This window comes from Streptosporangium saharense (genome assembly GCF_014203715.1).
GTDB classification, from domain to species: Bacteria; Actinomycetota; Actinomycetes; order Streptosporangiales; family Streptosporangiaceae; genus Streptosporangium; species Streptosporangium saharense.
Genome location: NZ_JACHJP010000002.1, coordinates 1,027,934 through 1,053,450 on the forward strand (window position 1 = coordinate 1,027,934; position 25,517 = coordinate 1,053,450).

At 70.7% G+C, this 25,517-nt stretch carries 27 protein-coding genes and 1 tRNA gene; 19 read left to right on the plus strand and 9 right to left on the minus strand.

Translation table 11 applies throughout. The features are described 5' to 3' along the window. Positions 1 to 1,563: a (2,3-dihydroxybenzoyl)adenylate synthase gene (locus tag FHS44_RS13505; RefSeq protein ID WP_184714310.1), complete on the plus strand. Its 1,563-nt coding sequence runs from the start codon at positions 1 to 3 to the stop codon at positions 1,561 to 1,563. 29 nt (positions 1,564 to 1,592) lie between these two features. Next, positions 1,593 to 2,249 (plus strand): isochorismatase family protein, encoded by a 657-nt coding sequence (locus FHS44_RS13510; protein ID WP_184715306.1) that lies wholly within the window; start codon positions 1,593 to 1,595, stop codon positions 2,247 to 2,249. Between the two features lie 81 nt (positions 2,250 to 2,330). Here the strand turns inward: FHS44_RS13510 and FHS44_RS13515 are convergent, their stop codons facing one another. From FHS44_RS13515 to FHS44_RS13530, 4 genes are all read right to left on the minus strand, one after another. Then, complete coding sequence (locus tag FHS44_RS13515) at positions 2,331 to 3,134, minus strand: DUF1028 domain-containing protein (RefSeq protein WP_184714311.1); 804 nt, start codon at positions 3,132 to 3,134, stop codon at positions 2,331 to 2,333. A 64-nt stretch (positions 3,135 to 3,198) separates the two neighbouring features. Then, positions 3,199 to 3,852 carry a class I SAM-dependent methyltransferase gene (locus FHS44_RS13520; protein ID WP_184714312.1) on the minus strand — a complete coding sequence of 218 codons (654 nt, stop codon included), beginning with the start codon at positions 3,850 to 3,852 and terminating at the stop codon, positions 3,199 to 3,201. A 427-nt stretch (positions 3,853 to 4,279) separates the two neighbouring features. After that, on the minus strand, positions 4,280 to 4,831 hold the full coding sequence (locus FHS44_RS13525; protein ID WP_184714313.1) for a hypothetical protein: 552 nt from the start codon (positions 4,829 to 4,831) through the stop codon (positions 4,280 to 4,282). A 56-nt stretch (positions 4,832 to 4,887) separates the two neighbouring features. Continuing rightward, positions 4,888 to 5,640: a lysophospholipid acyltransferase family protein gene (locus FHS44_RS13530; protein ID WP_184714314.1), complete on the minus strand. Its 753-nt coding sequence runs from the start codon at positions 5,638 to 5,640 to the stop codon at positions 4,888 to 4,890. Between the two features lie 106 nt (positions 5,641 to 5,746). On the opposite strand from FHS44_RS13530, the gene dhaK reads away from it, so the two are divergent. From dhaK to FHS44_RS13545, 3 genes are read left to right on the plus strand one after another with little or no spacing between them, the layout of a single operon-like run. Next, positions 5,747 to 6,739 carry a dihydroxyacetone kinase subunit DhaK gene (gene dhaK / locus FHS44_RS13535; RefSeq protein WP_184715307.1) on the plus strand — a complete coding sequence of 331 codons (993 nt, stop codon included), beginning with the start codon at positions 5,747 to 5,749 and terminating at the stop codon, positions 6,737 to 6,739. After that, positions 6,739 to 7,380, plus strand: coding sequence for a dihydroxyacetone kinase subunit DhaL (dhaL, locus tag FHS44_RS13540; RefSeq protein WP_184714315.1), 642 nt, complete (start codon positions 6,739 to 6,741; stop codon positions 7,378 to 7,380). Before dhaK ends, dhaL begins: the two co-directional genes overlap by 1 nt. 6 nt (positions 7,381 to 7,386) lie before the next feature. Next, the gene (locus FHS44_RS13545) at positions 7,387 to 7,758 is read left to right on the plus strand and encodes a PTS-dependent dihydroxyacetone kinase phosphotransferase subunit DhaM (RefSeq protein WP_184714316.1); all 372 of its coding nucleotides are present in this window, start codon (positions 7,387 to 7,389) and stop codon (positions 7,756 to 7,758) included. A gap of 51 nt (positions 7,759 to 7,809) precedes the next feature. Here FHS44_RS13545 and FHS44_RS13550 read toward each other — a convergent pair whose 3' ends face one another. Next, positions 7,810 to 8,301, minus strand: coding sequence for a hypothetical protein (locus FHS44_RS13550; RefSeq protein ID WP_184714317.1), 492 nt, complete (start codon positions 8,299 to 8,301; stop codon positions 7,810 to 7,812). A gap of 275 nt (positions 8,302 to 8,576) precedes the next feature. Here FHS44_RS13550 and FHS44_RS13555 point away from each other — a divergent pair, with 275 nt between their 5' ends. The 3 genes from FHS44_RS13555 to FHS44_RS13565 all read left to right on the plus strand — a co-directional run bounded on the left by FHS44_RS13555 (position 8,577) and on the right by FHS44_RS13565 (position 10,489). Further along, positions 8,577 to 9,533, plus strand: coding sequence for an NAD-dependent epimerase/dehydratase family protein (locus tag FHS44_RS13555; RefSeq protein ID WP_184714318.1), 957 nt, complete (start codon positions 8,577 to 8,579; stop codon positions 9,531 to 9,533). 242 nt (positions 9,534 to 9,775) lie between these two features. Next, on the plus strand, positions 9,776 to 10,174 hold the full coding sequence (locus FHS44_RS13560) for a DUF6461 domain-containing protein (RefSeq protein WP_184714319.1): 399 nt from the start codon (positions 9,776 to 9,778) through the stop codon (positions 10,172 to 10,174). Between the two features lie 96 nt (positions 10,175 to 10,270). Continuing rightward, positions 10,271 to 10,489, plus strand: coding sequence for a hypothetical protein (locus tag FHS44_RS13565; RefSeq protein ID WP_184714320.1), 219 nt, complete (start codon positions 10,271 to 10,273; stop codon positions 10,487 to 10,489). Between the two features lie 140 nt (positions 10,490 to 10,629). Here the strand turns inward: FHS44_RS13565 and FHS44_RS13570 are convergent, their stop codons facing one another. Beyond that, positions 10,630 to 10,992: a hypothetical protein gene (locus tag FHS44_RS13570; protein WP_184714321.1), complete on the minus strand. Its 363-nt coding sequence runs from the start codon at positions 10,990 to 10,992 to the stop codon at positions 10,630 to 10,632. Positions 10,993 to 11,070: 78 nt separating this feature from the next. Between FHS44_RS13570 and FHS44_RS13575 the strand changes: the two genes are divergently transcribed. Then, positions 11,071 to 11,331 carry a hypothetical protein gene (locus FHS44_RS13575; RefSeq protein WP_184714322.1) on the plus strand — a complete coding sequence of 87 codons (261 nt, stop codon included), beginning with the start codon at positions 11,071 to 11,073 and terminating at the stop codon, positions 11,329 to 11,331. Between the two features lie 5 nt (positions 11,332 to 11,336). Here the strand turns inward: FHS44_RS13575 and FHS44_RS13580 are convergent. After that, positions 11,337 to 11,413, minus strand: a tRNA-Pro gene (locus FHS44_RS13580). Positions 11,414 to 11,638: 225 nt separating this feature from the next. Here FHS44_RS13580 and FHS44_RS13585 point away from each other — a divergent pair. From FHS44_RS13585 to FHS44_RS13595, 3 genes are all read left to right on the plus strand, one after another. Further along, positions 11,639 to 12,118 (plus strand): RrF2 family transcriptional regulator, encoded by a 480-nt coding sequence (locus FHS44_RS13585; RefSeq protein WP_184714323.1) that lies wholly within the window; start codon positions 11,639 to 11,641, stop codon positions 12,116 to 12,118. Between the two features lie 65 nt (positions 12,119 to 12,183). Further along, a complete protein-coding gene (locus FHS44_RS13590) occupies positions 12,184 to 13,386 on the plus strand; it encodes an MFS transporter (protein WP_184714324.1) in 1,203 nt (400 codons plus the stop codon). A gap of 224 nt (positions 13,387 to 13,610) precedes the next feature. Beyond that, positions 13,611 to 14,600 (plus strand): DUF389 domain-containing protein, encoded by a 990-nt coding sequence (locus tag FHS44_RS13595; RefSeq protein WP_184714325.1) that lies wholly within the window; start codon positions 13,611 to 13,613, stop codon positions 14,598 to 14,600. A 482-nt stretch (positions 14,601 to 15,082) separates the two neighbouring features. On the opposite strand, the gene FHS44_RS13600 is transcribed toward FHS44_RS13595, so the two are convergent. Further along, a complete protein-coding gene (locus FHS44_RS13600; protein WP_184714326.1) occupies positions 15,083 to 15,622 on the minus strand; it encodes a hypothetical protein in 540 nt (179 codons plus the stop codon). A gap of 336 nt (positions 15,623 to 15,958) precedes the next feature. On the opposite strand from FHS44_RS13600, the gene FHS44_RS13605 reads away from it, so the two are divergent. Further along, entirely contained in the window at positions 15,959 to 16,258 is a 300-nt protein-coding gene (locus FHS44_RS13605; RefSeq protein WP_246435415.1) for an NUDIX hydrolase, read from the plus strand. 3 nt (positions 16,259 to 16,261) lie between these two features. Here the strand turns inward: FHS44_RS13605 and FHS44_RS13610 are convergent, their stop codons facing one another. Continuing rightward, positions 16,262 to 18,187, minus strand: coding sequence for an AfsR/SARP family transcriptional regulator (locus tag FHS44_RS13610; protein ID WP_184714327.1), 1,926 nt, complete (start codon positions 18,185 to 18,187; stop codon positions 16,262 to 16,264). Between the two features lie 180 nt (positions 18,188 to 18,367). Between FHS44_RS13610 and FHS44_RS13615 the strand changes: the two genes are divergently transcribed. From FHS44_RS13615 to FHS44_RS13640, 6 genes are read left to right on the plus strand one after another with little or no spacing between them, the layout of a single operon-like run. After that, positions 18,368 to 19,861 carry an amino acid adenylation domain-containing protein gene (locus FHS44_RS13615; RefSeq protein ID WP_221460683.1) on the plus strand — a complete coding sequence of 498 codons (1,494 nt, stop codon included), beginning with the start codon at positions 18,368 to 18,370 and terminating at the stop codon, positions 19,859 to 19,861. Positions 19,862 to 19,877: 16 nt separating this feature from the next. Then, positions 19,878 to 20,096: a phosphopantetheine-binding protein gene (locus tag FHS44_RS13620; RefSeq protein ID WP_184714329.1), complete on the plus strand. Its 219-nt coding sequence runs from the start codon at positions 19,878 to 19,880 to the stop codon at positions 20,094 to 20,096. Next, positions 20,093 to 21,463, plus strand: coding sequence for a flavin monoamine oxidase family protein (locus FHS44_RS13625; protein WP_184714330.1), 1,371 nt, complete (start codon positions 20,093 to 20,095; stop codon positions 21,461 to 21,463). Before FHS44_RS13620 ends, FHS44_RS13625 begins: the two co-directional genes overlap by 4 nt. Next, positions 21,456 to 23,159, plus strand: coding sequence for a class I adenylate-forming enzyme family protein (locus FHS44_RS13630; protein WP_184714331.1), 1,704 nt, complete (start codon positions 21,456 to 21,458; stop codon positions 23,157 to 23,159). The genes FHS44_RS13625 and FHS44_RS13630 overlap by 8 nt, the downstream gene beginning before the upstream one ends. A gap of 8 nt (positions 23,160 to 23,167) precedes the next feature. Next, on the plus strand, positions 23,168 to 24,502 hold the full coding sequence (locus FHS44_RS13635) for a KamA family radical SAM protein (protein ID WP_184714332.1): 1,335 nt from the start codon (positions 23,168 to 23,170) through the stop codon (positions 24,500 to 24,502). Beyond that, positions 24,499 to 25,515: an ATP-grasp domain-containing protein gene (locus FHS44_RS13640; protein ID WP_184714333.1), complete on the plus strand. Its 1,017-nt coding sequence runs from the start codon at positions 24,499 to 24,501 to the stop codon at positions 25,513 to 25,515. The genes FHS44_RS13635 and FHS44_RS13640 overlap by 4 nt, the downstream gene beginning before the upstream one ends. The last annotated feature ends 2 nt before the right edge of the window (positions 25,516 to 25,517 follow it).

Below are 25,517 nucleotides of genomic sequence, written 5' to 3' on the forward strand. Positions count from 1 at the left end.
ATGAGCGTTGTGCCGTACCCGCCGGAGTTCGCCGAGCGGTACCGCGCCGCCGGTTACTGGCGCGGCGAGACCTTCGGCGGCATGCTCCGCGAACGGGCCGCGGCGCACGGCGACCGCGTCGCCCTGGTCGGCGGCGGCGAGCGGGTGACCTACCGCGAGTTGGACGAGCGCGCCGACGGGCTGGCGGCCGGACTGGTCGGCCTCGGGATCGGCGCCGGTGACCGGGTCGTCGTCCAGCTACCCAACCGGATCTCCTTCTACGAGGTCTGCTTCGCGCTGTTCCGCATCGGGGCGCTGCCGGTGTTCGCGCTCCCGGCCCACCGCTCCTCGGAGATCTCCTACTTCTGCGAGTTCACCGAGGCCGCGGCCTACGTCATCCCCGACGTCAACGACGGGTTCGACCACCGGAGGATCGCCGAGGGACTGAAGGTGCCGCACGTGATCGTGGACGGCGACCCCGGCGAGCACGTCTCCCTCGACTCCCTGCGCGGGAAGCCTGCGGACATCCCCGGTCCCGCTCCCTCCGACGTCGCCTTCCTGCAGTTGTCGGGCGGCAGCACCGGGCTGCCCAAACTCATCCCGCGCACCCACGACGACTACATCTACAGCTTCCGCGCCAGCGCCGAGATCTGCGGACTCGACGAGACGAGCGTCTACCTGTGCGCGCTGCCCGCCGGGCACAACTTCCCGATGAGCTCCCCCGGCGTCTTCGGCACCCTGTACGCCGGGGGGCGCGCGGTGCTGGCCCCCCACCCGGGTCCGGACACCTGCTTCCCGCTGATCGAGGCGGAGGGCGTGACGATCACCGGGCTCGTGCCGCCGCTGGCGCTGCTGTGGGTCGAGGCCGCCCGCCGTACCGAACATGACCTGTCGAGCCTGCGCGTGCTGCAGGTCGGCGGGGCGAAGCTGAGCGAGGAGGCGGCCCGCAGGGTGTCCCCCGCCCTCGGCTGCGCCCTGCAGCAGGTCTTCGGCATGGCGGAGGGGCTGGTCAACTACACCCGCTTCGACGACCCCGAGGAAACCGTCGTCACCACGCAGGGCACCCCGATCTCGCCCGACGACGAGATCCTGATCGTCGACGACTCCGGTTCCCCGGTCGCCCCCGGGGAGACCGGTCACCTTCTCACCCGCGGGCCGTACACGATCCGCGGCTACTACCGTGCCGAGGAGCACAACGCGACAGCCTTCACCCCCGACGGCTTCTACCGGACCGGCGACATCGTACGGCGGACGCCGACCGGCCACCTCGTCGTCGAGGGACGGGCGAAGGACCAAATCAACCGGGGTGGCGAGAAGATCGCGGCCGAGGAGGTCGAGAACCACCTGCTCGCCCACCCCGCCGTCCACGACGTGTCGGTCGTGGCGATCCCCGACGCCTATCTCGGCGAACGGTCCTGCGCCCACGTCGTCACCCGCTCCCCCGTCCGCGTGCCGGAACTGAAGGCCTTCCTGCGGGAGCGGGGCCTCGCCGACTACAAGATTCCCGACCGGATCGAGTTCGTCGAGACCCTGCCGACGACCGCCGTCGGCAAGATCAGCAAAGTCAGGCTCAGAGAACGGTGAGCCCGGTGAGAACCGCAGAAAGGAACGACGTGGCCATTCCCGCCATCTCCCCCTACCCCATGCTGGGCGAGGAGGAGCTGCCCACCAACCGGGTGGAGTGGACGCCGGACCCACGGCGTGCACTGCTGCTCGTGCACGACATGCAGAACTACTTCGTCAGCGCGTTCACCCAGGGGGCGTCGCCGATGTCCGACCTGGTCGCGAGCATCTCCTCGCTCCGCGAGACCGCAGGACGGCTCGGCGTCCCCGTCGTCTACTCGGCGCAACCCGGCGGGCAGACCCGCACCCAGCGCGGCCTGCTGCAGGACTTCTGGGGGTCGGGGATCGGCACCGAACCCGGCGCCCAGGAGATCATCCCGGCCCTGGCCCCCGGTGACGACGACATCCACCTCGTGAAGTGGCGCTACAGCGCCTTCCACCGCACCCGGCTGCGCGAGCTGATGACGGAGACCGGCAGGGACCAGCTCATCATCACCGGGATCTACGCCCACATCGGCTGCCTGATGACCGCCTGCGACGCGTTCATGAGCGACACGCAGGCCTTCCTGGTCGCCGACGCCGTCGCCGACTTCTCCGCCGACCACCACAGGATGGCGCTGACCTACGCCGCCGAACGGTGCGCGATGGTCCTCACCACCCGGCGCCTGAACGAGCTGCTCACCGCGACGACGGCCGGGGTGCGCTGACCCGGCCCGTCGCACCCGGCGAGGTCGCCAGGAGGTTCCGGCGCGGGAACCCTCCGGCGGCCTCGCCCTTTTTCCCGGGGCTCAGACCTCGCCCCTGAGGCGGGCCAGGACGATCGGGTCGATCTTCCCCTCGACCAGCCTGCCCTCCAGGTTCTCCACCCCGGCCCACTGGTCGAGGGTGGCGTGTCCCAGCTCCTTCAGACGGGCCTCGATCTCCTCGGCCAGCTCTCCCTCGATCTCAAGCAGACTGTCCGGGTCGGGCCTGCCGAACAGCAGCTCGTGGACGCCGAGCAGCCTGCGCAGCTCGGTCACCGGGTCGGGATGGTCGTCGACGCGCAGGTCACAGGCGACGTCACCCGCGCCCGCGTAGCCCGCGCCCGCCTCGACCACGTAGACCCCGGCGCTCTGCCTTCCCCGGCTGTCGCCGCCCGCCGCGTCTCCCGCCGCGAGCGCGGCCACCAGCCGTTCGGCCAGGGGCAGCTCGGCGGAGGCCAGCCAGGCGGCCTCCATCTCCCGGACCACCTCGGGACCGGTGAGGATGTTGCCCTGGATGGCGTAGCCGTCGCCGACGACGCCGCCCGCCCAGGAGGGGCACTCGTCCCCGGTGTAGGTGGCGCCGTCACCGTCGGCCCCGACCACCCCGAGCTGGCGCTGGGCCCGCCCCGGGTCGGAGGCGACCAGCCCGGCCACCACGTCCTCGGCCCGCACGCCGGTGCGCAGCAGCGCCAGCCCCTGCGGCCCGAAGGCGATGTTGGCCCACGCCTGGGTCGCCAGTGCCCCGGCGCCCGCCTCGGCGGCGGGCACGACAGCCGCCGCGGCCAGGAACTTGCTCGCCACGGCGACCCCGTGGGCGTCACCGACCCTTGCCACGATCGAAAACGTCACGCGCCGACCGTACCGGGACAGGACAGCGAGGTCCATATCACCCCGATACCGCCAATTCTCGGTCTCAACGCCTGATCGCGATCAGGGCCTTCACCAGACCGGCCATCCACTCGTAGTGAATCTCCGAGTCCGGGAAGTAGTGCCGCATCTCGGTCTTGCTGAGCAGCTCGATCTCGGCCACGGACCGTACGGCGCTCGCCCGGTCCGTGGGGCGGGTGTGCACCAGGGGCCAGCGCCGTACGGTCGCCGCGCGCACCGCCATCGGCAGGAACTGCAGGCCGGGGAAGACGTAGTGCGGCTCGACCGGGAAGTAGCGGTAGGGCGTCTGCACCCAGTGCCGCTCGGCCAGGTCGTAGACAGCCTCGGCGAACTTCTCACGCCTGACGTGGCCGCCGACGTGCTCGATGACGGCGTTGGAGAAGACCAGGTCGTAGCGGCCGTGGGTGGCGGAGCGCAGGTCGCAGGCGTCGCCGTTCTCCACGCTCAGCCACGGGGGCAGGTCGGTCGGCGGGGTCGAGAGGTTGACGATGTGCACCCGCGCGGGCCTGATCGGCGAACGGAGCCAGGCGCTGGCCGTACCGCCCAGATCTATGACCGTCATGTCGCCCACATCGGGGAAGATCCGCGCCAGCCACTGCCAGCGACGCGCGCGGGCCTTGGCGCCCAGGGAGTCGGGGGCGTCCACGAACCTGCTACGCAGAGCGGTCAAACGGCTCATCGGCCATCCATTCTCGGAGTCGAACAATTCACCGGAACAACACCTGAACGTCCGCGACACCGCACCGTCATCGACCGACGGTCCCCGAATTCCCCGTTCGCGACCCAACAGGGAGGCACCCCTTGATTCTCATGAACTCCAGGAAAATTTCCAGAGAAGGATGATCTGTCGTTAGTGCATCGTTATAGTGCTCTATCAGGTGACACGAGTGACTCACGAGACTTATAGCGAAATATCATATTTGACGGACATATCATCTGAACATCGCGGTCGGAAGCGCCGATCTTGCGCTTTCCATGGCGATATCCCCATCCTCATATCATGAAATTTCTGGATATTCGGACGGATCCTAACGAGAGTTCCGGGAACGCTCCAAACACAGCCGCCAATAATTTACGGAACACGAATCCCGTAATACGTCGAAATATCAGGAATAGGCGGCGACGACACCGACGACGATGCCCGCGAGAGAGACGGCCGTCAGCAGACACCCGGCCATCAACGCCGGACGGCGGCCACGCCGTACCCGGAAGACATGGAGCAGCACATAGGGCAGGAAGCCCAGCACCCCCACACCGAGGAAGGGCAGGGTCAGGGCGGCCAGGACGCCCGAGGTGCCCGCGGGGACCGCGCGGTCGCCCTCCGGGGTGAGCTGGGCGCGCCTGACGTCGCCGACCGTCGAGTCGGGCGAGGCGGCGACCGCCACCTTCTCACCGGTACGGTCCAGGACGAAGCTGCCCCTGCAGTCGTAGCGGCCCTTGCCCAGCGAGGCGCACGAGACGACCGTCAGCGTTCCCGGGGAGCCGGTCCTTCCCGTGGCGAGCTTGAGGTCCTCGACCGCGAAGACGAAGGGCGCCACACCGAGCACCACCCACAGGATCATCAGGATGGCCATCCCCACCGGCCCCGGAGAGCGGCCGGGGCCCGGCGAGGGCACCGGCTGGAAGGCGTCGGCGAGGTTGTCGAACACGTCGTTCATGGGACCAGCGTGGACCACGTCACTTGTGGCCCACCTGACACCCGCTTGAGCCGGTTTCAGGGAAGGTCGCGGGCCTGTCTCGCCTCAGCCTCCGCGGCGTCCAGCTTGGCTGCCTCCTCCGGGGTCGGGGCGGTGCCGCCGAGGTGGTGGGGCTGCCACCACACACCCGGCGGGATCTCCGGGTAGGTCCGCTGCGCCCGGTCGAGCAGCTCGGTCATCCGCCCGCGCAGCTCCGCGGTGACCGCGTCGTAGTCGTCACCCCGCTTGGGCTCCAACGGCTCGCCGACCAGGACCGTGATCGGCACGTGCCGCTGCGTCAGCCGCCGGGGCTGCCCCTTGGTCCACAGCCGCTGGGTGCCCCACAGGGCCATCGGGATCAGCGGCACCTTCGCGGCCACGGCCATCCTGACCGCGCCGTTCTTGATCTCCTTGACCGTGAAGGACTGGCTGATCGTGGCCTCGGCGAACACCCCGACGACCTCGCCCGACTTGAGCGCCTTCAGCGACGCGCCGAACGCGGCGGCCCCCGCGTTCCTGTCCACCGGGATGTGGTGCATACCGCGCATCAGCGGACCGGAGATCCGGTGGTCGAAGACATCCTTCTTCGCCATGAAACGGACCAGGCGCTTGGCGGGCAGGGCGGCCAGGCCCGCGAAGATGAAGTCCAGATAGCTGATGTGGTTGCTGGCGAGCACCGCGCCGCCGGTCCTCGGGATCCGCTCCGCGCCCTCGATGTGGATCTTGAGGTCCAGCGCGCGGAACAGGGTCTTCGCCAACCCGATGACCGGGGGGTACACGATCTCAGCCATGGCTGAACCGTACCTCAGTCCTCCCCTCTCCCAGCACTCCCGTCCCGGCGAGAGGTTCGACGCCGCCGTGCTTGCCACCACGCGGGAGCGGGAACAGCTAAGAAACGTGAAGAAGCTCATCAACAGCGCAGAAACGGTCGTCACGGACGCGCTGCGCGGGCTGTCCGCCGCACACCCCGGTCTGCGGGTCGATCCCGACGGCCGGACCGTCTCCCGCTCCGGGGGTCCCACCCCGGGCAAGGTCGGGCTGGTCTCCGGCGGGGGCTCCGGTCACGAACCGCTGCACGCGGGCTTCGTCGGGTACGGCATGCTCGACGCGGCCTGCCCCGGCGAGATCTTCACCTCCCCGGTGCCCGGCCAGATGGTCACCGCGACCGCCGCGGCCGACGGCGGCGCGGGCGTGCTCTACGTCGTGAAGAACTACACCGGGGACGTCCTGAACTTCGAGCTGGCCGCCGACCTGTGCGCCGAGGAGGGCGTCGAGATCGCCAGCGTGCTCGTCGACGACGACGTGGCCGTCCGCGACTCCCTGCACACCGCGGGCCGCAGGGGCACCGGGGCCACCGTCTTCGTGGAGAAGATCGCCGGAGCCGCGGCGGAGGGCGGCGCGTCACTGGCCGAGGTCACGCGGGTCGCAGAGGAGGTCAACGCCAGGAGCCGCTCCTTCGGCGTCGCGCTGAGCGCCTGCACGACCCCCGCCTCCGGCAGGCCGACCTTCGAACTGGGCGAGACCGAGATCGAACTGGGCATCGGCATCCACGGCGAGCCGGGGCGCTCCCGCTCCACCATGCGCGACGCCCGCGAGCTGGCCGCCATCGCGCTCGACGCCGTCGACGAGGACATGCCGCTCTCCGGTGACGCCCTGGTCATGGTGAACGGCATGGGCGCCACCCCGCTCATCGAGCTCTACGTCGTCTTCGCCGAGGTCGCGGAGCAACTGGCGGGCAGGGGCGTGCGGGTCGCGCGCAGCCTGGTCGGCGACTACGTCACCAGCCTCGACATGCGGGGGTTCTCGGTCACGGTCTGCCTGCTGGACGAGGACCTCACCCGCCTGTGGGACGCCCCGGTCGAGACCCCGGCCCTGCGCTGGGGCCGCTGATGGACACCGCCTTCCTCACCCGCTGGATCGCCGGGATCGCCGACGCGGTGCGCGCGGAGCGGGACCGGCTCACCGAACTGGACGCCGCGATCGGCGACGCCGACCACGGCGCCAACCTCGACCGGGGCTTCGGCGCCGCCGTACAGGCCCTGGCCGACGATCCCCCGGCCGCTCCCGGCGCCCTGCTGCGCCTGGTGGGCGGCACCCTGATCAGCAGGGTCGGCGGCGCCTCCGGCCCCCTGTACGGCACGGCGTTCCGCGAGGCGGGCAGATCCCTCGGTTCCTCCGGGGAAGCTTCCGAGGTGTCCCTCGCCGACCTGGCCCGCGCGCTCAGGGCCGGGCTCGACGGGGTCACCCGGCTGGGGTCGGCGGCGGAAGGCGACAAGACCATGGTGGACGCGTTCGCCCCGGCCGTCAGGGCGCTGGAGACTGCCGTGAGCGCCGGGGCCGGGGAGCGGGAGGCGTTCGAGGCGGCGGCCTCTGCGGCCCTCGCGGGCGCGGAGGCCACGGTCCCGATGGTGGCCCGCAAGGGCAGGGCCAGCTATCTCGGTCCCCGCAGCGCGGGCCACGAGGACCCCGGCGCCGCCTCCTGCGCCCTCATCTTCGCCGCCCTGTGCACGGCCGACCAGGGACACGGGTAGGCGCCGATGGTCGGCATCGTCCTCATCTCCCACAGCGGGCCGCTCGCCGTGGAGGTCGCGGCGCTGGCCGCCCAGATCTGCGGCACCGCCGTACCCCTGGCTCCCGCGGGCGGCACACCCGACGGCGGCCTGGGCAACAGCACCGAGCTGGTCGCCGAGGCGATCTCCCGGGTGGATCAGGGAGACGGGGTGATCCTCGTCCCCGACCTCGGCGGCTCGGTCCTGACCGCCCGCCTCTTCGAGGCACCCGAGGTCGTGGTCGCCGACGTGCCGTTCGTCGAGGGCGCCGTGGCGGCAGCCGTCTCAGCCAGCACGGGAGCCCCGCTGCGCGCCGTACTGGCCGCGGCGGAGGAGGCCAGAACCTTCCGCAAGCTGTAGGGCTGTCCGGTGAGGTCCCACGTGGGGGAACGGGACCTCACCGGACTTCTCCTACTTGACGAGCTTGCCGAGTGCTCCCTCGTACTCCTGGGCGTCCATCGGCATCAGCTCCTTCGAGACCCGGACCACGACCGGACCCTTCACGTAGCTGTACTCGGCGAGCGTCGGAACCTTCTCCGCGCTCTCCTTCAGCAGGTTGGCCCGCACCTCCGCGTCCCCGGCCGTGGCGAAGACCTCGACGCTGCCGCCGAGGCTCACGTCACCCTGCTTGGCCCCGGGAACCTTGGTGGCGTCGACCCGCTCGTCGGTGAAGGAGGCCTTCGAGGTGTAACCGTTCGGCTTGCCGAGCAGCTTGTTCGGGTCGTTGGAGGCGGTGTAGGTGACCGTGAGGGTCACGGGCAGACCCTGTCTGGCCAACGCCTCGACCATCTGGGTGGCGTTCATGGTGGTGGTCGGGGCGCTCGTGCAACCCGCGATGGTGAAGATCAGCAACCCGGCGGAGACCGCCGTGCCCATTCGTCGCTTCTGGGGGGTTTTGAACATACCCTTATCTTCGTTTGGAGCGCTCCCCTCATTACACGAACGACATCATCGGTTCCAGAACGTGTCCTTCACCGCTCCGGGAGAACGCTCCCTGGACCTCACAGCGTGGCGGATACTCGGTCGAACCGACTTGCGCACGGCCTTGCCGTTCCTGTGCCGACACGACGGAAGAGCGGCACACGGCGGACCCTCTGACCGAGCCGACGCCGGAAAACGTCCATCTCCTGAAGGAACCAACCCGCGGTCTCCCGGGCCCCTTGGTACCGTCCCCAAATATGCGGATTCTTGTCCTCGGCGGCACACGCTTCGTCGGCCACGCCATCGTGGAAGCCGCTCTGCGCTCCGGCGCCGAGGTGACCCTGTTCGGCCGGGGCAGGACCGGGCCCGGCCTGTTCCCCCACCTGACACGGCTCCTCGGCGACCGTGACACCGATGACTACGCGGCGCTGCGCGACGGCACGTGGGACGCGGTCGTGGACGTCAGCGGCTACGTGCCACGCCACGTCGCGGGGGCGATGGACGCGCTCCGGGACCGCGTCGGCCGCTACCTGTTCATCTCGAGCCACGCGGTCTACCGGCGCACGGGCCTGGGACCGGGCTCGGACGAGGACACCCCGCTCCGGCCGCAGGTGCGCGACACCGAGGAACGCGACGACGACACCTACGGCCCGCTCAAAGTGGCATGTGAGAACGACGTGGTGGCCCAGTACGGCTCGCGGGCGACGATCGTGCGACCGGGAAAGGTCGCCGGACCACACGACCCGTCGGACGCGTTCACGTACTGGGTGCGACGCGCCTCACACGGCGGGCCGGTGGCCCTGCCCGCCGACCCCGCGCAACCGGTGCAGATCATCGACTCACGCGACCTGGCCCACCTGGTCGTACGGCTGCTCGCCGACGAACGCCCCGGCGCGTTCAACGCGGTGGGACCCGCCGAGCCGACCACGCTCGGAGCGCTCATCGAGACCTGCGCGCGGGTGGCGGGCACCGAGGTCGAGATCGTCCCGGTGCCACCCGACACCGCGCCCCCGCTGTTTCCCCTGGTGCGACCGAACTGGCCCACCCAGCAACGCAGCTCGACCCGGGCCCGCGCGGCGGGCATGCCCTCGACCCCGCTGGAGGTCACGGCCACCGACGTCCTGACCTGGGACCGCGACCGCGGCCAACCCCCTCTCCAAGCAGGCTTCTCCCCCACAGAGGAACGCGCCCTCCTCACCCAACAGGGCCGGTAACACCGAACACGTGAAGTTGTCGGACCTCGCTGCCATGATCCTCGCGTTCGTCGCTCTCGCGGGAAGGCAGGAGAATGGGCAACGCCACGGCGGCAACCTATGAATGGCTCTGCCAGGAGTTCAGCGACGACGTCGGAGAGACATGGCTCTTCGCTGGTTTCGTCCGCAACCTGTCCCCGGAAAACGCCCTGCGACGCATCGGCGTCACCCCAGGCCCTCTGGGGGAATCCGGATTCGGCGTCATGGCCTATGCGGCCGACGGCGGAACCGTCCTGATCGAGTACGGCTGGGCCGGTGTCGTCTACAACCGCGATACGCCGTTGTCAGAGGGCACGGCCGCGGCAGCGGTGCGGGCGACCGTGAACAACGACGACTTCACCTACTCTGTCGGCGGCCGCCTGGTCACCACGTTCGGTCTGTACTCCTACCGCTTCCGGGAGGGTTCCGGCCCCGACCTGCTCCAGGCCGACCTTCGGGCGCTTGGCATGAACCTCGACGACGAATGCCCCGAGTTCCCGGATGATCCCGTCTCCAGCGCCCTCGCCCTCGCCGAACGGGCCACAGGCGTCCACCTGTCCCGCGCCCACTACGCCGCCCCCGCCCTGATCGGCCCCACCGACCACCTGTATCCCTCCTGGTGAGGCCCCCGCATGACATTCTTCGTTCACCACACCTGGTGAAGCCGAAATCCTCGGCGCTGTAATCTCGGCCCATCTCTCACATGATGAGGAGCCGCCATGTCCTCCGAAGAGTTGGTCATCCTTTTCGGGATTTCCTACAGGCCCATAGCCGCCTTGCTCATGGGCGTTGGCCTCATTGTCCTCAGCCTCGGCGTCATCTCCGCGCTCCTCCTCGTTCTTTTCACCCTGTGCCGCCGACTTCTCGACCTCAGACGAGGACCCCTGTCGAGGAAAAGCCATGAGCGGAAAGACTTCGTGCTTGAGTGGATGAAGTAGAGACCCCGGCCGTCTGATCAGCGGGACGGTAGTCCACCCACCGGTGCGACGGTGTGCGTTCCGTCGCCTTCACAGCGCCATATGACAGTTCCGTTCTCCGTGTCGGCGTGCAGGCCCAGGTCGTGCGTCGGACAGACAGGTCACACCCGCCAGGTCCTCTCCATGACCGCCTCCTGGGTGGCGTCCGCCACGGACCAGAGGGCATCGTCCTCGGGCCTGATGCAGTTGCCCTGGCACGTGCCCTCGAACTCCACCCATGCCATGCCCATGACGTCCCAGTCGGGAAGGACCATCTGAAGCGTCCCGGCGATCCCCGAGGCGCGGACGTCGCGTTCCACGACCTTCAGCGCCTCCTCGAACGGCGCCAGCAGTCCCGGTTCCATGGCGAAGGTCGACCGGAAGCCGGTTTCGTCAAGAAGCGCTTCACCCAGCCTGACCAGGTCGGCGACCGTCAGTTCGACGGCGAGGCGTTCGAAAAGTTCCCGGGTGGCAGAAGTGGACACACCCCGCTCCTCCATCAAGCAGGCCAACTCGACGAGAAGGTCGGCTTCGAGCCCACCGTCACGCAACGCCGTGTAGACATGGGCACCCAACTCGCCAGCAGCCTGGCGGAGTTCGTCGGTCTGCGCATAGGAATGCATTCCGCAGTGTCTCCTGCCCCACGGATCCCGGCAAGCAATATTTCACTCACCATCGACGAATATCCGCTGATCTCCAGCCGAAATCAGAGAGCCAATGCCCCAGAACTCATCCCTGTTTATACGGGTTGCACTTCGAAAATCAGTATCGTAAAACGCGAAAAGGGTGCCTCCCTTATGGAAGACACCCTCACCGACCAGTGAGAATCTGGTCGGGACGACAGGATTTGAACCTGCGACCCCTTGACCCCCAGTCAAGTGCGCTACCAAGCTGCGCTACGTCCCGGTTGGTTATCCTGCAGAATATTGGAAGAAATTCCAGCGGCATTAATGCTGTAAAACAACCGCCATCCCGATCACTCTGCGGACACCGCTGAAGCCTAGCGTAGATCGGGAGTGAGCGCGAAGCGGTATGACCCACCCCCGGCGCCCGGTCCGCATGCCGTACGGCCCGGCATGGACGCGGGAGCCCACGCCGAAGAGGTGAATCGGGATGTGTAGTATCCCGGTTATGGTGATGGGTGAGGGTGTCGAGTGGGGGTTGCACTGCTGTCTGGTCCTGGCGTGGATGGGGGATCAGGGGCCGGTGGCGACGGGGCGGCTGGCGGAGGTGTTCGAGCTGCCGCCGGAGTACCTGAAGAAGCGCCTCCAGCCGTTGGTGCGGGCGGGGATCCTGTCCTCCTCACCGGGGCCACGCGGCGGTTACGCGCTGGCGCGGGTTCCGGAAGAGATCAGCCTCATGGACGTGGTCGCGGCGATCGAAGGGCGGCAGGACGCGTTCCGGTGCACCGAGATCCGGCAGCGCGGCGCCGGGGCCGAGGCACCGGCATCCGAGTTCGCCCGCCCGTGCGGGGTCGCGCAGGCGATGCGCAGGGCGGAGCTGGCGTGGCGGCGGGAACTGGCCGCGCAGACTCTGGCGGACCTGATCGCGGTGAGCCCCGCGACGGCCCCGGCACGGGTACGCCGTTTCTGCGGGAGCCCCTCCCGCTGACCACATGAATGTCCGCATGAAAACGCCCGGCCGGTCAGCCGGGCTCTCTTGGAGGGTAAATCGGGATGTCTGATGTCTCGATATCGCGGTCGGCCAGCGGAACAGGCACCGGTGGCCTGGGCCAGACCTGGGTCCTGGCGCTGGGGACGTTCTCGGTGGGCACGGACGCGTTCGTGCTGGCCGGGTTCCTGCCGGACGTCGCGGCCTCGTTGCACGTCTCGACGTCGGGCGCGGGGCAGGCGGTGACGGTGTTCGCCGCGACCTACGCGCTCGCGGCGCCCGTGGTGGCCACCGTGACGGCACGGCTGCCGCGCAGGGCGCTGCTGGTGGCGGCGCTGGTGTTGCTCGCGGTGGCGAACGCGGGCTCCGCGCTGGCGCCGGACCTGCCGCTGCTGCTGGTCACCCGGATACTCGCGGCGATCGGCGCGGCGGCCTACACCCCGACCGCCGGGGCGGTCTCGGCGGCGCTGGTCCGTCCTGAGCTTCGAGCCAGGGCGCTGGCCGTGGTCGTCGGCGGGCTGACGGTGGCGACCGCGCTCGGCGTGCCGCTCGGCGGCGCGATCGGGGCGGTGATGGGCTGGCGGACCGCCCTGGGACTGGTGGCGGCGCTGTGCCTGGTGACCGCGCTGGCCGCGGGTGCGTTGACGCCGTCCCTCCCCGGGGCCGCCCCGGTGCCGTTGCGGACCAGGCTGGCGGCGCTGCGTCAGCCGGGGGTGGTCACGGTGCTGCCGCTGACGGCCCTGGGCATGGCCGCCGCCTACACCGCCTACGCCTTCGTCGTCCCGGCGCTGCGCGCCCTGGGTGTCACCGGCTCGGGCACCGTGTGGATGCTGTCCGCCTACGGCCTCGGGGCCGTCGCGGGGAACCTGGCCGCGGGCGTCGCCGCCGACCGGGTCGGCCCGGTCAGGACGTTGACCGTCGGCTACACGTTGATGGCCGTGACCATGGCGGCCTTCGCGCTGCTGGCCGTGACCGGTGCGAGGACGCCCGTGGTGGTCGCGCTGCTGGCGGCGGCGTGGGGCGCGGCGAGCTGGTGCCAGACCCCGCCGCAGCAGCACCGGCTGATCGAGGCGGCGACGGCGCAGGCACCGCTGCTGGTGGCGCTGAACTCCTCGGCCATCTATCTCGGCATCAGCGCGGGTACGGCGGTCGGCGGACTGACCATGCCGATCGGGACGGGGACGACGTTCGTCGTCGCCACGGCGCTGACGTTGGCCGCGCTCACCTGGCTGGCCGTATCTCCACCGTCGCCCACGCCCGCCCGGTGACCTCGCGCATGGGTTCTGGTGCTCGTCCGGCCGGTCTCCAGCCGGGGGATCACTGCCCATGCATAGCTGCAAGAAACGACAAAACTCGGCCCGTGGGCCCGGTCCAGACCTGACCACGGGTCTCGTACGCAGCAGCATGGCCTCCTGACCTTTGGAGGCGTCATGGCAGACCTGGACCCACGGGCCAGGGGCCGTCACCGCGCGGCGATCCCTGGGACGTCCCGATGGTGCTGAGGAAGCGCCTGATCCCGGTGGCGCAGCGCCGCACGATGGAGGAGCTCACCACCGACCTCGACCTCCGTGCGGGTGATCGCCCCTCCGCGTACTCGGCGTTCTGGACGATGCTCGTCCTGTCGTCGGTGATCGCCGCCGCCGGGGTGGTGTCCGACTCCACCGCCACGGTGATCGGGGCCATGGTCATCGCTCCGTTGTCGACGCCCATCATGGGGTTGGCGCTGGGCCTGGTGAAACGGTCGGGCAACGGAGCGGGCTGGTTCGTCCTGGGCGGGGTCTGTGTCGTCGTCACCGTCGGACTGCTGACCTCGCTGGCCGTACCGGACTCCTATGACCTGCTGTCCAACGGTCAGATCTCCGGCCGGACCTCGCCGGGTCTGGCCGACCTGTTCGCCGCGATGGCGGCGGGGCTGGCCGGGGCGATCGCGCTCGCCCGCCGGGACATGGCGGCGGTGCTGCCGGGGGTGGCGATCGCGCTCTCCCTGGTCCCGCCGCTCGTCGTGGTGGGTGTGTGCCTGGGTGACGGGGCCTTCGTCCTCGCGCTCGGCGCGCTGGTGCTCTTCCTGTCCAACCTGGTGTCGCTCGTGTTCGCCGGGACGTTCGTGTTCACCGTTCTCGGTTACACCGAACGCCCTGTCGCGGACAGGGCGCGTACCCGCTCGATCGCCGCGTTCGGTGGGCTCGGTGTGCTGCTCGCGGTGGTGCTGGCCCTGAGCACCGCCCTGCACTACCGCGTCGCCTCCTGGAAGGACCAGGTGGGAAGGCGCGCGGCCGAGTGGCTGACCGCCGCGCCGGGGGCGACGGTCATCGGGGTCCGGCTTGAGTCCACGACCTTCTGGATCGACGTCCGCGCTCCCGGCGACCTGCCACCCGTCGCGGACCTGCGCGCCCGTCTGCGCGGCGCCGTACCCGACGGCTTCCCCGTCGTCGTCGAGGTCACCAGAGGCCGCAGGATCGACGTCGGACGGGTGGGCTCCTGAGATTCCCCGGCGCTCTCAGGCCAGCAGTACGGCGCGGCCACCACCGTGAAGACCAGCCAGAGGAGAGGCTCGCGGCATCGGCCAGCGGTTCCCCAAGCACCCCGCCCGTGCCGCTCCCCCGGTTACGCCTGGCGTACCCTCTTCGAACTGGGATGACGCTTGGGGATCTCGCGGGTCACCCTGGCCACCGACCGGTCGTCAGCGCGATCCGCGACGCGTGGAGCGTCCCGCCGCGGCACCACCGGACGATTCGTTCCAAGTGATGGTCGCGGTGGCCGGAGCGGTGGAGGGAGGTCCAGGCAGCCTCGTACCGCGTCGGCGCTCGAGCTTCTGGTGCCTGAGCTGGCTGGCCGACCTGGAACGCCTGGTGCCGCAGGCGGGGCTCGTAGGTGTCCTGGGCGCTGGCCGTACAGGTGGAATCTCCGGCGGGCGCGGGCAGAGCAGCGGTGAGGGCGGCCGGGAGAACGGGCGAGGTACGGGCTTCATACGGAGGTGATCTCCAGGGTGACCAGGGAGTTGATGCTGGAGACCGTGCCCAGGCCGAGGGTGCACAGTGTGATGTCGGCGGACGGGCCGGTCACGGTCTGCAGTACGGCGTCACCGGCGAACAGGCCGGAGGTGACGGTGCCGGTGAAGGTCACCACCAGGGCGGCGCCGACCACGTTGACGATCTTGCTGACCGAGACGGTGCTGGTCTGGCCGGTGTTCCAGGTGATGGTGAAGGTCTCGGTCCCGGTGGAGAGCAGGCTCAGGCACGAGCGGCTTCCGGTGCCCTGGAAGGTGCGCGACCCGGAGGTCAGGCCAGGCACACCGGCCGAGACGCAGGGTCCGTAGGTGGTGGTGGCGGTGATGGCGACGTTCCGCGGGGTCACGGTCAGCGCGGGGTCGTAGGTGACCAGGTCGCTGCTGGGCGGCACGCAGGTGACGTCCAGGACGACGGCCGACGCGGGCACGGAGACGAACAGGGCGACCAGCAGGACGAGGCTGGAGGGTACGGCCAGCAGACGGGACATTCTCGGCACCAAACGCTCCTTTCGGGGGCGGCGGCATCGGGCCATGACGACATCCCGGGGCCTCCGTCGTCGTTGACACGGCAGACACAACGTCTCCCGGCCGTCACGAAGAGTCAAGGGACGGTCACGGTGAAGAACCGCTGGAAAGACGAACGAGCATGATGACCGTGAACGCGGACCCGCCTGGATTCGGAGAGGGACCGGTGTTGGCTTCGGGGCGCTCATTCTCCTGTGCCGTGGAAAGGACGCGTGTGAGTCAGCAGCCTGGGCAGTCCTCATTTCGGTCCAGGGCGTCGTCCTCGACCCCGAGCGGCGGGTGCTGCTGTTGAAGAACGAGCGCGACGAGTGGGAGAGCTGCCCGGTGGGAGGCTCGAAGTCTCCGAGACCCCGCAGGAGCGGGTGGAGACCGAGATCCACGAGGAGGCGGGGTGGCGGGAGAGCGCCGGGCCGCTGCTGGACACGTGGGTGTACGAACCCCTCCCCGACCGCCGGGTCTTCATCGTCACCTACGGCTGCACCGCCACCGACGCCCACCACCCTCCGGTGATCAGTCACGAACGCAAGGAGATCGACGCGCTCGTGATGCCGCAGGGCTACAAGGACTCCATCGCCCACTGGTACGAGCTCACCGAGGAGACCGCCTGAGTCTCAGGTGACGGCGGTCATGGGTATCGGTATGGCGTCCGTGTGGCAGGCTTCCTCGTCTGCTTCGCGGACGGCGTGGAGGTACCACGTCAGCAGGGCGTCCAGGGCGCGGGCTCGGGAGGGGCCCGGCTCCTCGGCCCAGGCGCGGTCCAGGGCGTACTCGCGGACCAGGTCGTGCAGGACGTAGCGGCCGGGTTCGGTCTCCTCGACGAGCCTGGCGGCGGCGAGGCCGCACAGCAGGCGGTCGGTCTCGCCGGGGGTCGTGCCCGCGAGGGCGGCGGCGGCCTCCAGGGCGAAGACGGGGCCGGGGAGCATGCCGAGCAGCCGGAACAGTCGCCGTGACGGTGGGTCGAGGTGGCGGTAGGACCGGTCGAGCGCGCCCCGCGCCGCCTCGCAGGACTCCCCAGCCGTGCCAAGGGTGGGCATGGACCGCCGGGTGTCGGCGAGCCGACGCGCCCGGCCCGCCGTGTCCCCCGCCGGTCCGCCCGCGATGTCGGCGGCGGCGACGCGCAGCGCGAGCGGCAGGTAGCCGCAGGACCTGGCCAGGTCCCTGGCGGCCTCCGGCTCGGCGGACAGCCGTTCGCCACCCAGCAGTTTGCCGAACAGGGTGACCGCCTCCTCCGAGGCGAGCGCGCCGAGCGGGACCGGGACGGCGCCGTCCCGCACGACGAGGCCCGCCAGGCGTTCCCGGCTGGTGACCACGGTGGCGCAGCGCCTGCCGCCGGGCAGGAGGGGACGGACCTGCTCCACACTGCCCGCGTTGTCCAGCACGACCAGCACCCGGCGGTCGGCGAGCAGGCTGCGGTAGACCGCGCCCGCCTCCTCGACGGTGTCGGGGACCCGGTCCGCGGGGACGCCCAGCGCGCGCAGGAACCGTCCGAGGGCCTCGATCGGGCGCAGTGGCCGTTGGGGTGAGCCGCCGCGCAGGTTGACGTAGAGCTGGCCGTCGGGGAAGCGGGAGCGGATCCGGTGCGCCCAGTGGACGGCCAGGGCCGTCTTGCCGACGCCGCCCGCGCCGGTCACCAGCGAGATCGCCACCGTGTCGCCACGGGTCGCGACCGAGTCGAGCAGGCGCAGTTCGGCGGCGCGGCCGGTGAACTGGCCGGGCTCGGCGGGCAGTTGGGCGGGGACCGTGACCGTCTCCACGGGTGAGGAGAGAACGGTCCCGGCGGCGCGTACGGTGCCGCGCAGGATCCGCTGGTGCAGTTGCCGCAGCTCAGGGCCGGGGTCGAGGCCGAGTTCCTCGACGAGGCGGCGCCGGGTGCGTTCGTATCGCTCCAACGCGTCGGCCCGGCGGCCCGCCCGGCACAGCGCCAGCATGAGCAGGCCGACCAGGCCCTCCCTGAAGGGGTGTTCGGCCACGAGCGCGATCAGTTCGGGGATCAGCACCGTGTCGCGGCCCGCGCGGGTCTCGGTGTTCAGGCACTCCTCGATGACGGAGAGCCGTTCCTCGGCGAGGGTCTCACGCAGCCGGTCGAGCAGTTCCCCGCCCGAGACGCCGCTCAGGGGCTCGCCCCGCCACAGCGCGATGGCGTGTCGCAGGGCGACGGCCCTGGCCTCGTCGGTGTCGAGAGAGCGTGCTCTCGTGACCGAAATCCGGAACTCGTGGACGTCCACCTGCTCGGACGCCAGTTCCAGCAGGTAGCCCTGTGGCGCGTAGGCGATCGTGACGCCCACCCCGGCCAGGGCTGGCCGCAGCCGTGAGACGTATCCCTGGACCAGTCCTCGCGCTCCCGCCGGTGCCCGTTCGCCCCATAAACCTCTGATCAGCCGTTCCATCGGGACCGTACGGCCGGCCTCCAGCGCGAGCAGGGCAAGCACCGCTCGCTGGCGCGGCGGGCCGAGGGGGATCTCCCGGCATTCGCAGCGCGCCTGGACCGCTCCGAGCAGCCCGATTTTCAGAACGTGCTCCAGGCACCTTTCTGACATTTTCGCTCTCCGTCTGTCACGTCGTTGTCACAGGCAGCCATGCGAGAAACACGAGATGTAGTCCAGCCGAAATCCAGGCCGCATCAAGCCCACATCCAGTGCTCCTCGACAGCATGAACGCGATCCCCCCGAATTCACTGCAAAACACCATTTGGCGTGCTAACTCAGAAAGAGGCAAGAGTGCCCTATTCGCACCCTGACGTGATAAGGGCCTTCGCGGACGCGGCCAATCGGCACCCCGATCGGCTCGCCACAGCGGACAACGGCCACCTCCTCACCTACGCCGAACTCGCCGCGTGGGTCCACGCGACAGCCGTACGGCTCGGCCCCCGTCCCGGGACGGTGGGGGTGGTCACCTCGCGCTCGGCGGCGACCGTGGCCGCCCTGCTCGGCGTCCTGGCCGCCGGTGGCACGTACTGCCCCGTCGATCCCGCGCACCCGGAGCCCAGGCGGCGGGCGCTGCTCGCGGCCAGTGGTGCCCGCCTGCTGCTCACCCCCGACCCGGACACTCCCACATCATCCGGGGCAAAAACGCTCCCCATCCCGAAACCTGGCGAAGCCGTACCGGAAGCGGGGAACGACCCGGCGTACATCCTGTTCACCTCCGGCTCAACCGGGGCGCCCAAGCCCGTGGTGACCCCGCGCGGGGCCATCTCCACCGTGACCGGCGAGCTGCGGACCCTGTTCGGGCTGACCCCCGAGGACCGGGTGCTGCAGTTCGCGTCGCTGAACTGGGACACCTGCCTGGAGGAGATCCTCCCCACGCTCACCACGGGGGCGGCGCTGGTCTTCGACGAGCGGGCCCACTCGGGCTCCTTCCCCCGCCTGCTGCGGATGATCGAGACCGAGCGGATCACCCTGCTCGACCTGCCCTCGGCGTTCTGGCACGAGCTGGTGCGCCACCTGACCGAGGAGCGGGCCACGCTGCCCGCGTCCGTGCGGACCGTCGTCGTCGGCGGGGAGGCGGTCAGTCCGGTACGGCTGGCCGACTGGTGCGCGCTCGGCACCGACGAGGTTCGCCTGGTCAACACCTACGGGTGCACGGAGACCACGCTCATCACCCACGCCGTCGACCTGCACGGCCCGCTCGCGCCCCGCAGGACGGAGCCGTGGACGGCCGGGGAGCGGGTGCCGATCGGGCGCCCCCTGCCGCACGTCCGCCAGCACGTCAGCGAGGAGGGCGAGCTGCTCGTCGGTGGCCCGTCGCTGGCGCTGGGCTACCGGGACCTGCCTGAGGCCACCGCGGAGCGGTTCGTCGAGGTGGACCTGGGAGACGGCCCCGAGCGCTGCTTCCGTACCGGCGACCGGGTGAGCCTGGCCCGGGACGGGAGCCTCGTCCACGAGGGGCGGCTCGACCACGAGCTCAAGGTCCGCGGGGTCCGGGTCGATCCGGGCGAGGTGGAGGCCCAGATCTCCGGTCACCCGAGGGTGGGTGCGGTGGCGGTCGCGGGCGCGACCGTCGCCGACCACACGACGCTCGCCGCCTACGTCGTGCCCCGCTCCCCTGCCGACGCCCCGACGCTCGCCGGGGACGTCCTCGACTATCTGCGCGACCGGGTGCCGGGTCATCTGGTGCCCAGCCGAATCACCGTCGTTCCCGAACTCGCCTACACGGCCAGCGGAAAGGTCGATCGGGCGGGTTCGCACCGGCGATACGTGTCCTCTTCCCATTGAAGGAGCAGTGCATTCCATGAACGTAGACGCCGTATCCGACATATTCCGACGCGTGCTGGAAAATGACGAAGTAAGGGCCGATTCTGACTTTTTCGTCATGGGCGGTGACTCCCTTCTCGCCACCCGTGTTCTGAGCGCGGTCGCCCGTTCCTGGGGGGTCGAGCTGGACTTCGACGACTTCATGACCTCCCCCACGCCGGACGCCCTGGCCAAGAAGATCGCGAGCATGGCATGAGCGTCGTCGTGGTCGGGGCGGGCCTGGCCGGGCTCACCGCCGCGACCGACCTGGCCGCGCGGGGCGTCGAGGTCACCGTGGTCGAGGCGCGCGAGCGGGTCGGCGGCCGTCTCCACGGCATCGAGGTCGCGCCGGGAAGCTGGGTGGACGCCGGCGCCGCCTACCTGGGTGAGCGGCACACCGCGCTGACCGCCCTGATGGCCGAGCTGGGCCTGCGGACCACGCCGACCACCATGACCGGCGACAGCCGCTTCGCCCTCCATGGGAACGGCGAAGGCCGTACCAGACCGGGCAGGTTTCCTCCGCTGTCGGCGGTCGCGCTGGGTGAGCTGTTCGACGCGCTGGACGAGCTGACCCGCGCCGTGCGCGCCGACGCGCCCTGGCTGTCGGAGCGGGCCGTACGGCTGGACGCGCTGACCGCCGACGAGTGGGCGCGTGAGCACCTGCGCCACCCCGACGCGCGGCTGTTCTTCCCGCTGTTCCTCGGGGAGATGATGGCCGCCGACCCCCGGGACGTCTCGGTCCTGCACATGGGGTTCTACCTGACCTCCGGCGGCGGGGTCCGCTACCTGAACGCCTTCGCCGGGGGCGCGCAGGAGGACAGGGTCGCCGGTGGCGCGCACCGGCTGTGCGAGCTGCTGGCCGTACGGCTCGGCGGGCGGGTGCGGCTGGGCGAGCCGGTGCGGGCGATCCACCAGGACGGCGAGGGCGTGACCGTGACGACCTCGGCCGGTTCGCTGCGGGCCGACGCCGTGGTGGTCGCGGTGCCGCCGTCGCTCGCCGACGCCATCGACCACCGGCCCGGGCTGCCGGTTCCTCGCTCGGGAGGGCGTACGGCGCCGGGCTGCGCGGTGAAGGTGCACCTGATCTACCCGAGCCCGGCCTGGCGTGAGCAGGGGCTGTCGGGCTGGTCGGTCAACGCGCGGGGGCCGCTGCTGTCCACCGTGGACGACTCGCCGCCCGACGGCGCGGTGGGCGTGCTGACCGGGTTCGTGACCGGCAGGGAGGCGCACGCGTTCGCCCGCCTGTCCCCCGGCGAGCAGCGCGAGCGGGCGTTCGAGCAGGCCGCGCTGCTGTTCCCCGGGCTGCCGGAGCCGACCGCCTTCCACGTGACCGACTGGGTCAACGAGGACTACAGCCGGGGCTGCTACGCGGCCCTGTTCGGCCCCGGGGACTGGACGCGGCTCGGGCCGCACCTGGTCGCCCCGCACGGGCGGGTGCACTGGGCCGGCACCGAGACCAGCACGGAGTTCTTCGGCCTGATGGAGGGCGCCATCCGGTCGGGCCACCGCGTCGCCGCGGAAGTGGCCAAGCGAACGACAACGGAAGTGACCACGACTCACGAAAGGAGAGACGAGCATGTCTGAGACCACCTCGATCGCCCCCCTTGAGGTCAGGCGGCGGCTGATGACCGAGCCGGGACTCGGCGCGGGCAACTTCCTCGACCACGCCCTGGCCGCCAACCCCAACCGGGACGTCCCCTTCGTCTACAGCCACCACAACGACCACCTCGGCCGGGTGGTGCTGCGCGGCCACAGCCTGACCGACCTGGCGGCGCTGCGGGACCGCTACGCCACGTGGTACCGGGCCAACGGCGTACGGCCCGGCGAGCCGGTCGGCGTCGTGGTCGGCGAGGGGCTCGAACCGCTGATCCACTTCCTGGCGCTCACCGCGCTCGGCGCCATCCCGGCGATGGTCAACGACGCCATGCGGCCCGACGTCATGGTCCGCTACCTGGAGCACGTGGGGGCCGTGGGCATCGTCGCCGACGACACGACCCGGCTGCAGGCGGCCTACCGGAGCAACCCGCGCAACCGGCCCCGCTTCCTCGCCCTGTCCTCCGAGGTGCGGGCCCACGACGCCGACCCGGCCGTGCTCGCCGGGGACTACCCCTACCGGCACTCCCCCGACGACGTCGTGGCGCTGATCCACTCCTCCGGCACCACCGGCATCCCCAAGTCGACGATCCTGGGCCACCTGCAGTTCTGGGACGGCAAGCAGCCGAGGATGACGCGTTTCCCGGCCGAGCCGTACGACAGGCTGATGTCGCTCATGCCGCACACGCACGCGGGCGGGCTGAGCTACTTCCTGACCGCGGTGCTGCTGGGGCTGCCGACCGTCGTCATGGCCGACTGGCGGCGCGTGGCCGTCGAGCCGGTCATGGAGGTCTTCCAGCCGACCATGGTGGCCTCCTTTCCCAGGACGTTCGTCGAGCTGGCCACCGGCGACCTGCCCGTCAAGGGCGCGGCGAAGGTGCACTCCTGGTTCAACACCGGCGACAGCGCCCACCACGGGCACATCAGGCGGCTGGTCCAGCTCGGCGAGCGGCCCGCCGGGCTGATCAAGCCGTGGCTGCTGCCCAGCGGCGCCGCCTCCGACGGGCCGCTGCCCGGCTCCCAGTTCGTGGACGGCCTGGGCTCCTCGGAGATGGGGATGGCGCTGTTCGGGCAGGTCACGACGCCGGAGACGCCGAGGAACGACCGCTGCGTGGGCAAGGCGCAGGAGGTGGTGACCCGGGCCGCGGTGCTGGACGAGGACGGCAACGAGGTGCCCGACGGAACCGTCGGCCTGCTGGGCGTCGTCACGCCCTCAAGGACGCCCGGCTACTGGAACGACCCGAGGCTGACCAGCAGCTTCGAGCTCAACGGCTACTGGCTGACCGGGGACGTGGCCCGCAGGGACGGCGAGGGCAACTTCTACCACCTCGACCGGACCGTGGACGTCATCGACACCGCGCAGGGACCGGTCTACAGCCTGCCGATCGAGGAGGTCCTCATCGCCGACTGCGCCGACCTCGTCCAGGACTGCTCGGTCGTCGGCGTGCCGGGACGGCCCGGCGAGGGACAGCGCCCGGTCGCCGTGGTCCTGCCGCAGGCGGAGGCGGCGGGCGTCACCGACGACGAGGCGCTGGAGAGGGCGAACAAGGCCCTGGCCGACGCGGGCCTGACCACGCTCGCCGCGGTGGTCGTCGCCCGGGACGAGGCGGACCTGCCGCTCGGCCCGACCGGCAAGGTCCTCAAGCGCGAGCTGCGCACCCGGCACGCGACACTGCTGGCCGGGTGAGCCTCCGCATGAACGGCGAGGCCTCCCCCGGGCCGTACGCCTACGCGCGGCGGCCGCTCGTGGAACCCGACTGGCGGCGGCTGCCCGGCTGGAGCGGGATCGGCGACGACCGGTGGCGCGACGCCCAGTGGCAGCGCGCCCACTGCGTGAAGAACGCCGCGCAGTTGCGCGCGGTCGTCGGCGACCTGCTCCGGGAGTCCTTCTACGCCGACCTGGCCGCCGACGCCGAACGTTTCGCCACCATGTCCACGCTGCTCACGCCGCAGCTGCTCAACGTGATGGCGCCGGACGCCGTGGACGACCCCGTCTCCTTCACCGAGGCGTTCCTGGCCAACCCGGTCCGCCGCTACATGCTGCCCGTCGCCTCCGACCGGCACCCCGAGTGGCCGAGTCACCCGCTCGCGCAGCGCGACTCGCTGCACGAGGCGGAGATGTGGGCCGTGGAGGGCCTGACCCACCGCTACCCGACCAAGGTGCTGGCCGAGCTGCTGTCCACCTGCCCGCAGTACTGCGGGCACTGCACCCGGATGGACCTGGTCGGCACCTCGACCCCGCAGGTCGTCAAGGCCAAGCTCGCCCTCAGGCCGGTCGACCGGCAGGAGCTGATGCTGGACTACCTCAAGCGCACGCCCGGCGTGCGGGACGTGGTGGTCTCCGGCGGCGACGTGGCCAACGTGCCCTGGCCCCGGCTTGAGGCGTTCCTGCTGCGGCTGCTCGAACTGGAGTCGGTGCGGGACATCCGGCTGGCGACCAAGGCGCTGGTCGGGCTGCCGCAGCACTGGCTCCAGGGGGACGTGGTCGAGGGGGTGGGCCGGGTGGCCGCCGTCGCCCGTGCCCGCGGGGTGAACCTGGCCGTGCACACCCACGCCAACCACGTGCGGTCGGTGACGCCGCTGGTGGCCGAGGCGGCCCGCGCCCTGCTCGACGCGGGGGTGCGGGACGTGCGCAACCAGGGCGTGCTGCTGCGCGGGGTGAACGACACCCAGGCCGACCTGCTCGACCTGTGCTTCGCGCTGCAGGGCGAGGCGGGCGTCCTGCCGTACTACTTCTACCTCTGCGACATGATCCCCAACGCCGAGCACTGGCGGACCCCGCTGCACCAGGCGCGGCGGCTCCAGGAGTCCATCATGGGCTACCTGCCGGGCTACGCGACGCCGCGGATCGTGTGTGACGTGCCCTACCTCGGCAAACGCTGGGTGCACCAGGTCGCCGAGTACGACCGGGAGCGCGGCGTCTCCCACTGGGACGGCGGCGAAGGACGCCGCCTCCCCTTCTACGACCCGATCGACACCTTGCCCGAGCCGGGCCGCCTGTGGTGGGCCCGCGGAGAGGGACGACCATGACCCGACCCCCCGAGAGCACGCTGCGCCGCATGTGCTGGATCTTCCCCGACCGGGAGTCCAGCGGGACGGGCGCGATGTGGCGCCACTACTTCTGGGACATGTACGCCGAGGTCGCCGAGGAGCTCGGCCTGAGCTGGACCAGGCACGCCCCCGAGGCGGTGACCGTGGACGGCCTCGAACCCGGCAAGCCACGTGTCTACGTGGACGACGAGCTCGTCACCCCGCAGGACACGCTCTTCATCACCGCGCTGTACTCGCTGCCCTACCAGGACATGGACGTCTTCAACCAGTACGGCCTGTACGCGGTGCTGGAGCGGGCCGGGTTCTACCTGCCGTTCCCGCCGTGGCTCTCGCCCGTCGCCAACGACAAGCTGGCCACCGTCCTGCACCTGCACGACTCCCCCGTCCCGCCGATCCCCACGATCCGCGTCGGCACCGGGCGGGACGTGGGCAAGCACCGGTACGAGGTGGCGCTGGAGAACCTCACCTACCCGGCCATCGTCAAGCCCGCCGGGTGGTGCGGCGGTGGCGGGGTCAACCTGGCCCGCAGCGCCGAGGACGTCAGGGGCCTGGCCAGCCTGGCGCAGGGCGGCGACACGACCCTCGTGCTCCAGCCCTACCTGGGCGACGGCACGATCGACTACCGGGTCTACGTCGTGGACGGCCGGCCGTACGCCGTGCTGAAGCGGACCCCCGAGGCCGGGTCGCCGGTCGCCAACGCCAGCCGGGGCGGCGCCATGGAGTTCGCGGCCGTGCCGCAGGAGCTGGCGGAGGCGACTGCCTACTTCCACCGCAAACTGCCCATCCCGTTCTTCTGCGTGGACTTCCTGTTCGACGGCGAGCGGTTCTGGTTCTCCGAGCTCGAACCCGACGGGGTGATCGCCCCCGACTTCGACGACCCGGGCCGCGCGGTGCAGCGGGACGTCACCAGGGCGCGCTGGACGGCCTACCGGGACGCCCACACCCGCTGGATGACGCGGGACTCCTCCACGACGACCCACGAAAGCTGGTGACG

Excerpts from the sequence above, each read along its gene's own strand:
- FHS44_RS13505 (WP_184714310.1), top strand. The coding sequence starts at position 1 with ATGAGCGTTGTGCCGTACCCGCCGGAGTTCGCCGAGCGGTACCGCGCC.
- FHS44_RS13520 (WP_184714312.1), bottom strand. The coding sequence starts at position 3,852 with ATGAGCCGTTTGACCGCTCTGCGTAGCAGGTTCGTGGACGCCCCCGAC.
- FHS44_RS13525 (WP_184714313.1), bottom strand. The coding sequence starts at position 4,831 with ATGAACGACGTGTTCGACAACCTCGCCGACGCCTTCCAGCCGGTGCCC.
- FHS44_RS13530 (WP_184714314.1), bottom strand. The coding sequence starts at position 5,640 with ATGGCTGAGATCGTGTACCCCCCGGTCATCGGGTTGGCGAAGACCCTG.
- dhaL (WP_184714315.1), top strand. The coding sequence starts at position 6,739 with ATGGACACCGCCTTCCTCACCCGCTGGATCGCCGGGATCGCCGACGCG.
- FHS44_RS13545 (WP_184714316.1), top strand. The coding sequence starts at position 7,387 with ATGGTCGGCATCGTCCTCATCTCCCACAGCGGGCCGCTCGCCGTGGAG.
- FHS44_RS13550 (WP_184714317.1), bottom strand. The coding sequence starts at position 8,301 with ATGTTCAAAACCCCCCAGAAGCGACGAATGGGCACGGCGGTCTCCGCC.
- FHS44_RS13555 (WP_184714318.1), top strand. The coding sequence starts at position 8,577 with ATGCGGATTCTTGTCCTCGGCGGCACACGCTTCGTCGGCCACGCCATC.
- FHS44_RS13560 (WP_184714319.1), top strand. The coding sequence starts at position 9,776 with ATGGCCTATGCGGCCGACGGCGGAACCGTCCTGATCGAGTACGGCTGG.
- FHS44_RS13565 (WP_184714320.1), top strand. The coding sequence starts at position 10,271 with ATGTCCTCCGAAGAGTTGGTCATCCTTTTCGGGATTTCCTACAGGCCC.
- FHS44_RS13575 (WP_184714322.1), top strand. The coding sequence starts at position 11,071 with ATGGGCACCCAACTCGCCAGCAGCCTGGCGGAGTTCGTCGGTCTGCGC.
- FHS44_RS13585 (WP_184714323.1), top strand. The coding sequence starts at position 11,639 with ATGGTGATGGGTGAGGGTGTCGAGTGGGGGTTGCACTGCTGTCTGGTC.
- FHS44_RS13590 (WP_184714324.1), top strand. The coding sequence starts at position 12,184 with ATGTCTGATGTCTCGATATCGCGGTCGGCCAGCGGAACAGGCACCGGT.
- FHS44_RS13595 (WP_184714325.1), top strand. The coding sequence starts at position 13,611 with ATGGTGCTGAGGAAGCGCCTGATCCCGGTGGCGCAGCGCCGCACGATG.
- FHS44_RS13610 (WP_184714327.1), bottom strand. The coding sequence starts at position 18,187 with ATGTCAGAAAGGTGCCTGGAGCACGTTCTGAAAATCGGGCTGCTCGGA.
- FHS44_RS13620 (WP_184714329.1), top strand. The coding sequence starts at position 19,878 with ATGAACGTAGACGCCGTATCCGACATATTCCGACGCGTGCTGGAAAAT.
- FHS44_RS13625 (WP_184714330.1), top strand. The coding sequence starts at position 20,093 with ATGAGCGTCGTCGTGGTCGGGGCGGGCCTGGCCGGGCTCACCGCCGCG.
- FHS44_RS13630 (WP_184714331.1), top strand. The coding sequence starts at position 21,456 with ATGTCTGAGACCACCTCGATCGCCCCCCTTGAGGTCAGGCGGCGGCTG.
- FHS44_RS13635 (WP_184714332.1), top strand. The coding sequence starts at position 23,168 with ATGAACGGCGAGGCCTCCCCCGGGCCGTACGCCTACGCGCGGCGGCCG.
- FHS44_RS13640 (WP_184714333.1), top strand. The coding sequence starts at position 24,499 with ATGACCCGACCCCCCGAGAGCACGCTGCGCCGCATGTGCTGGATCTTC.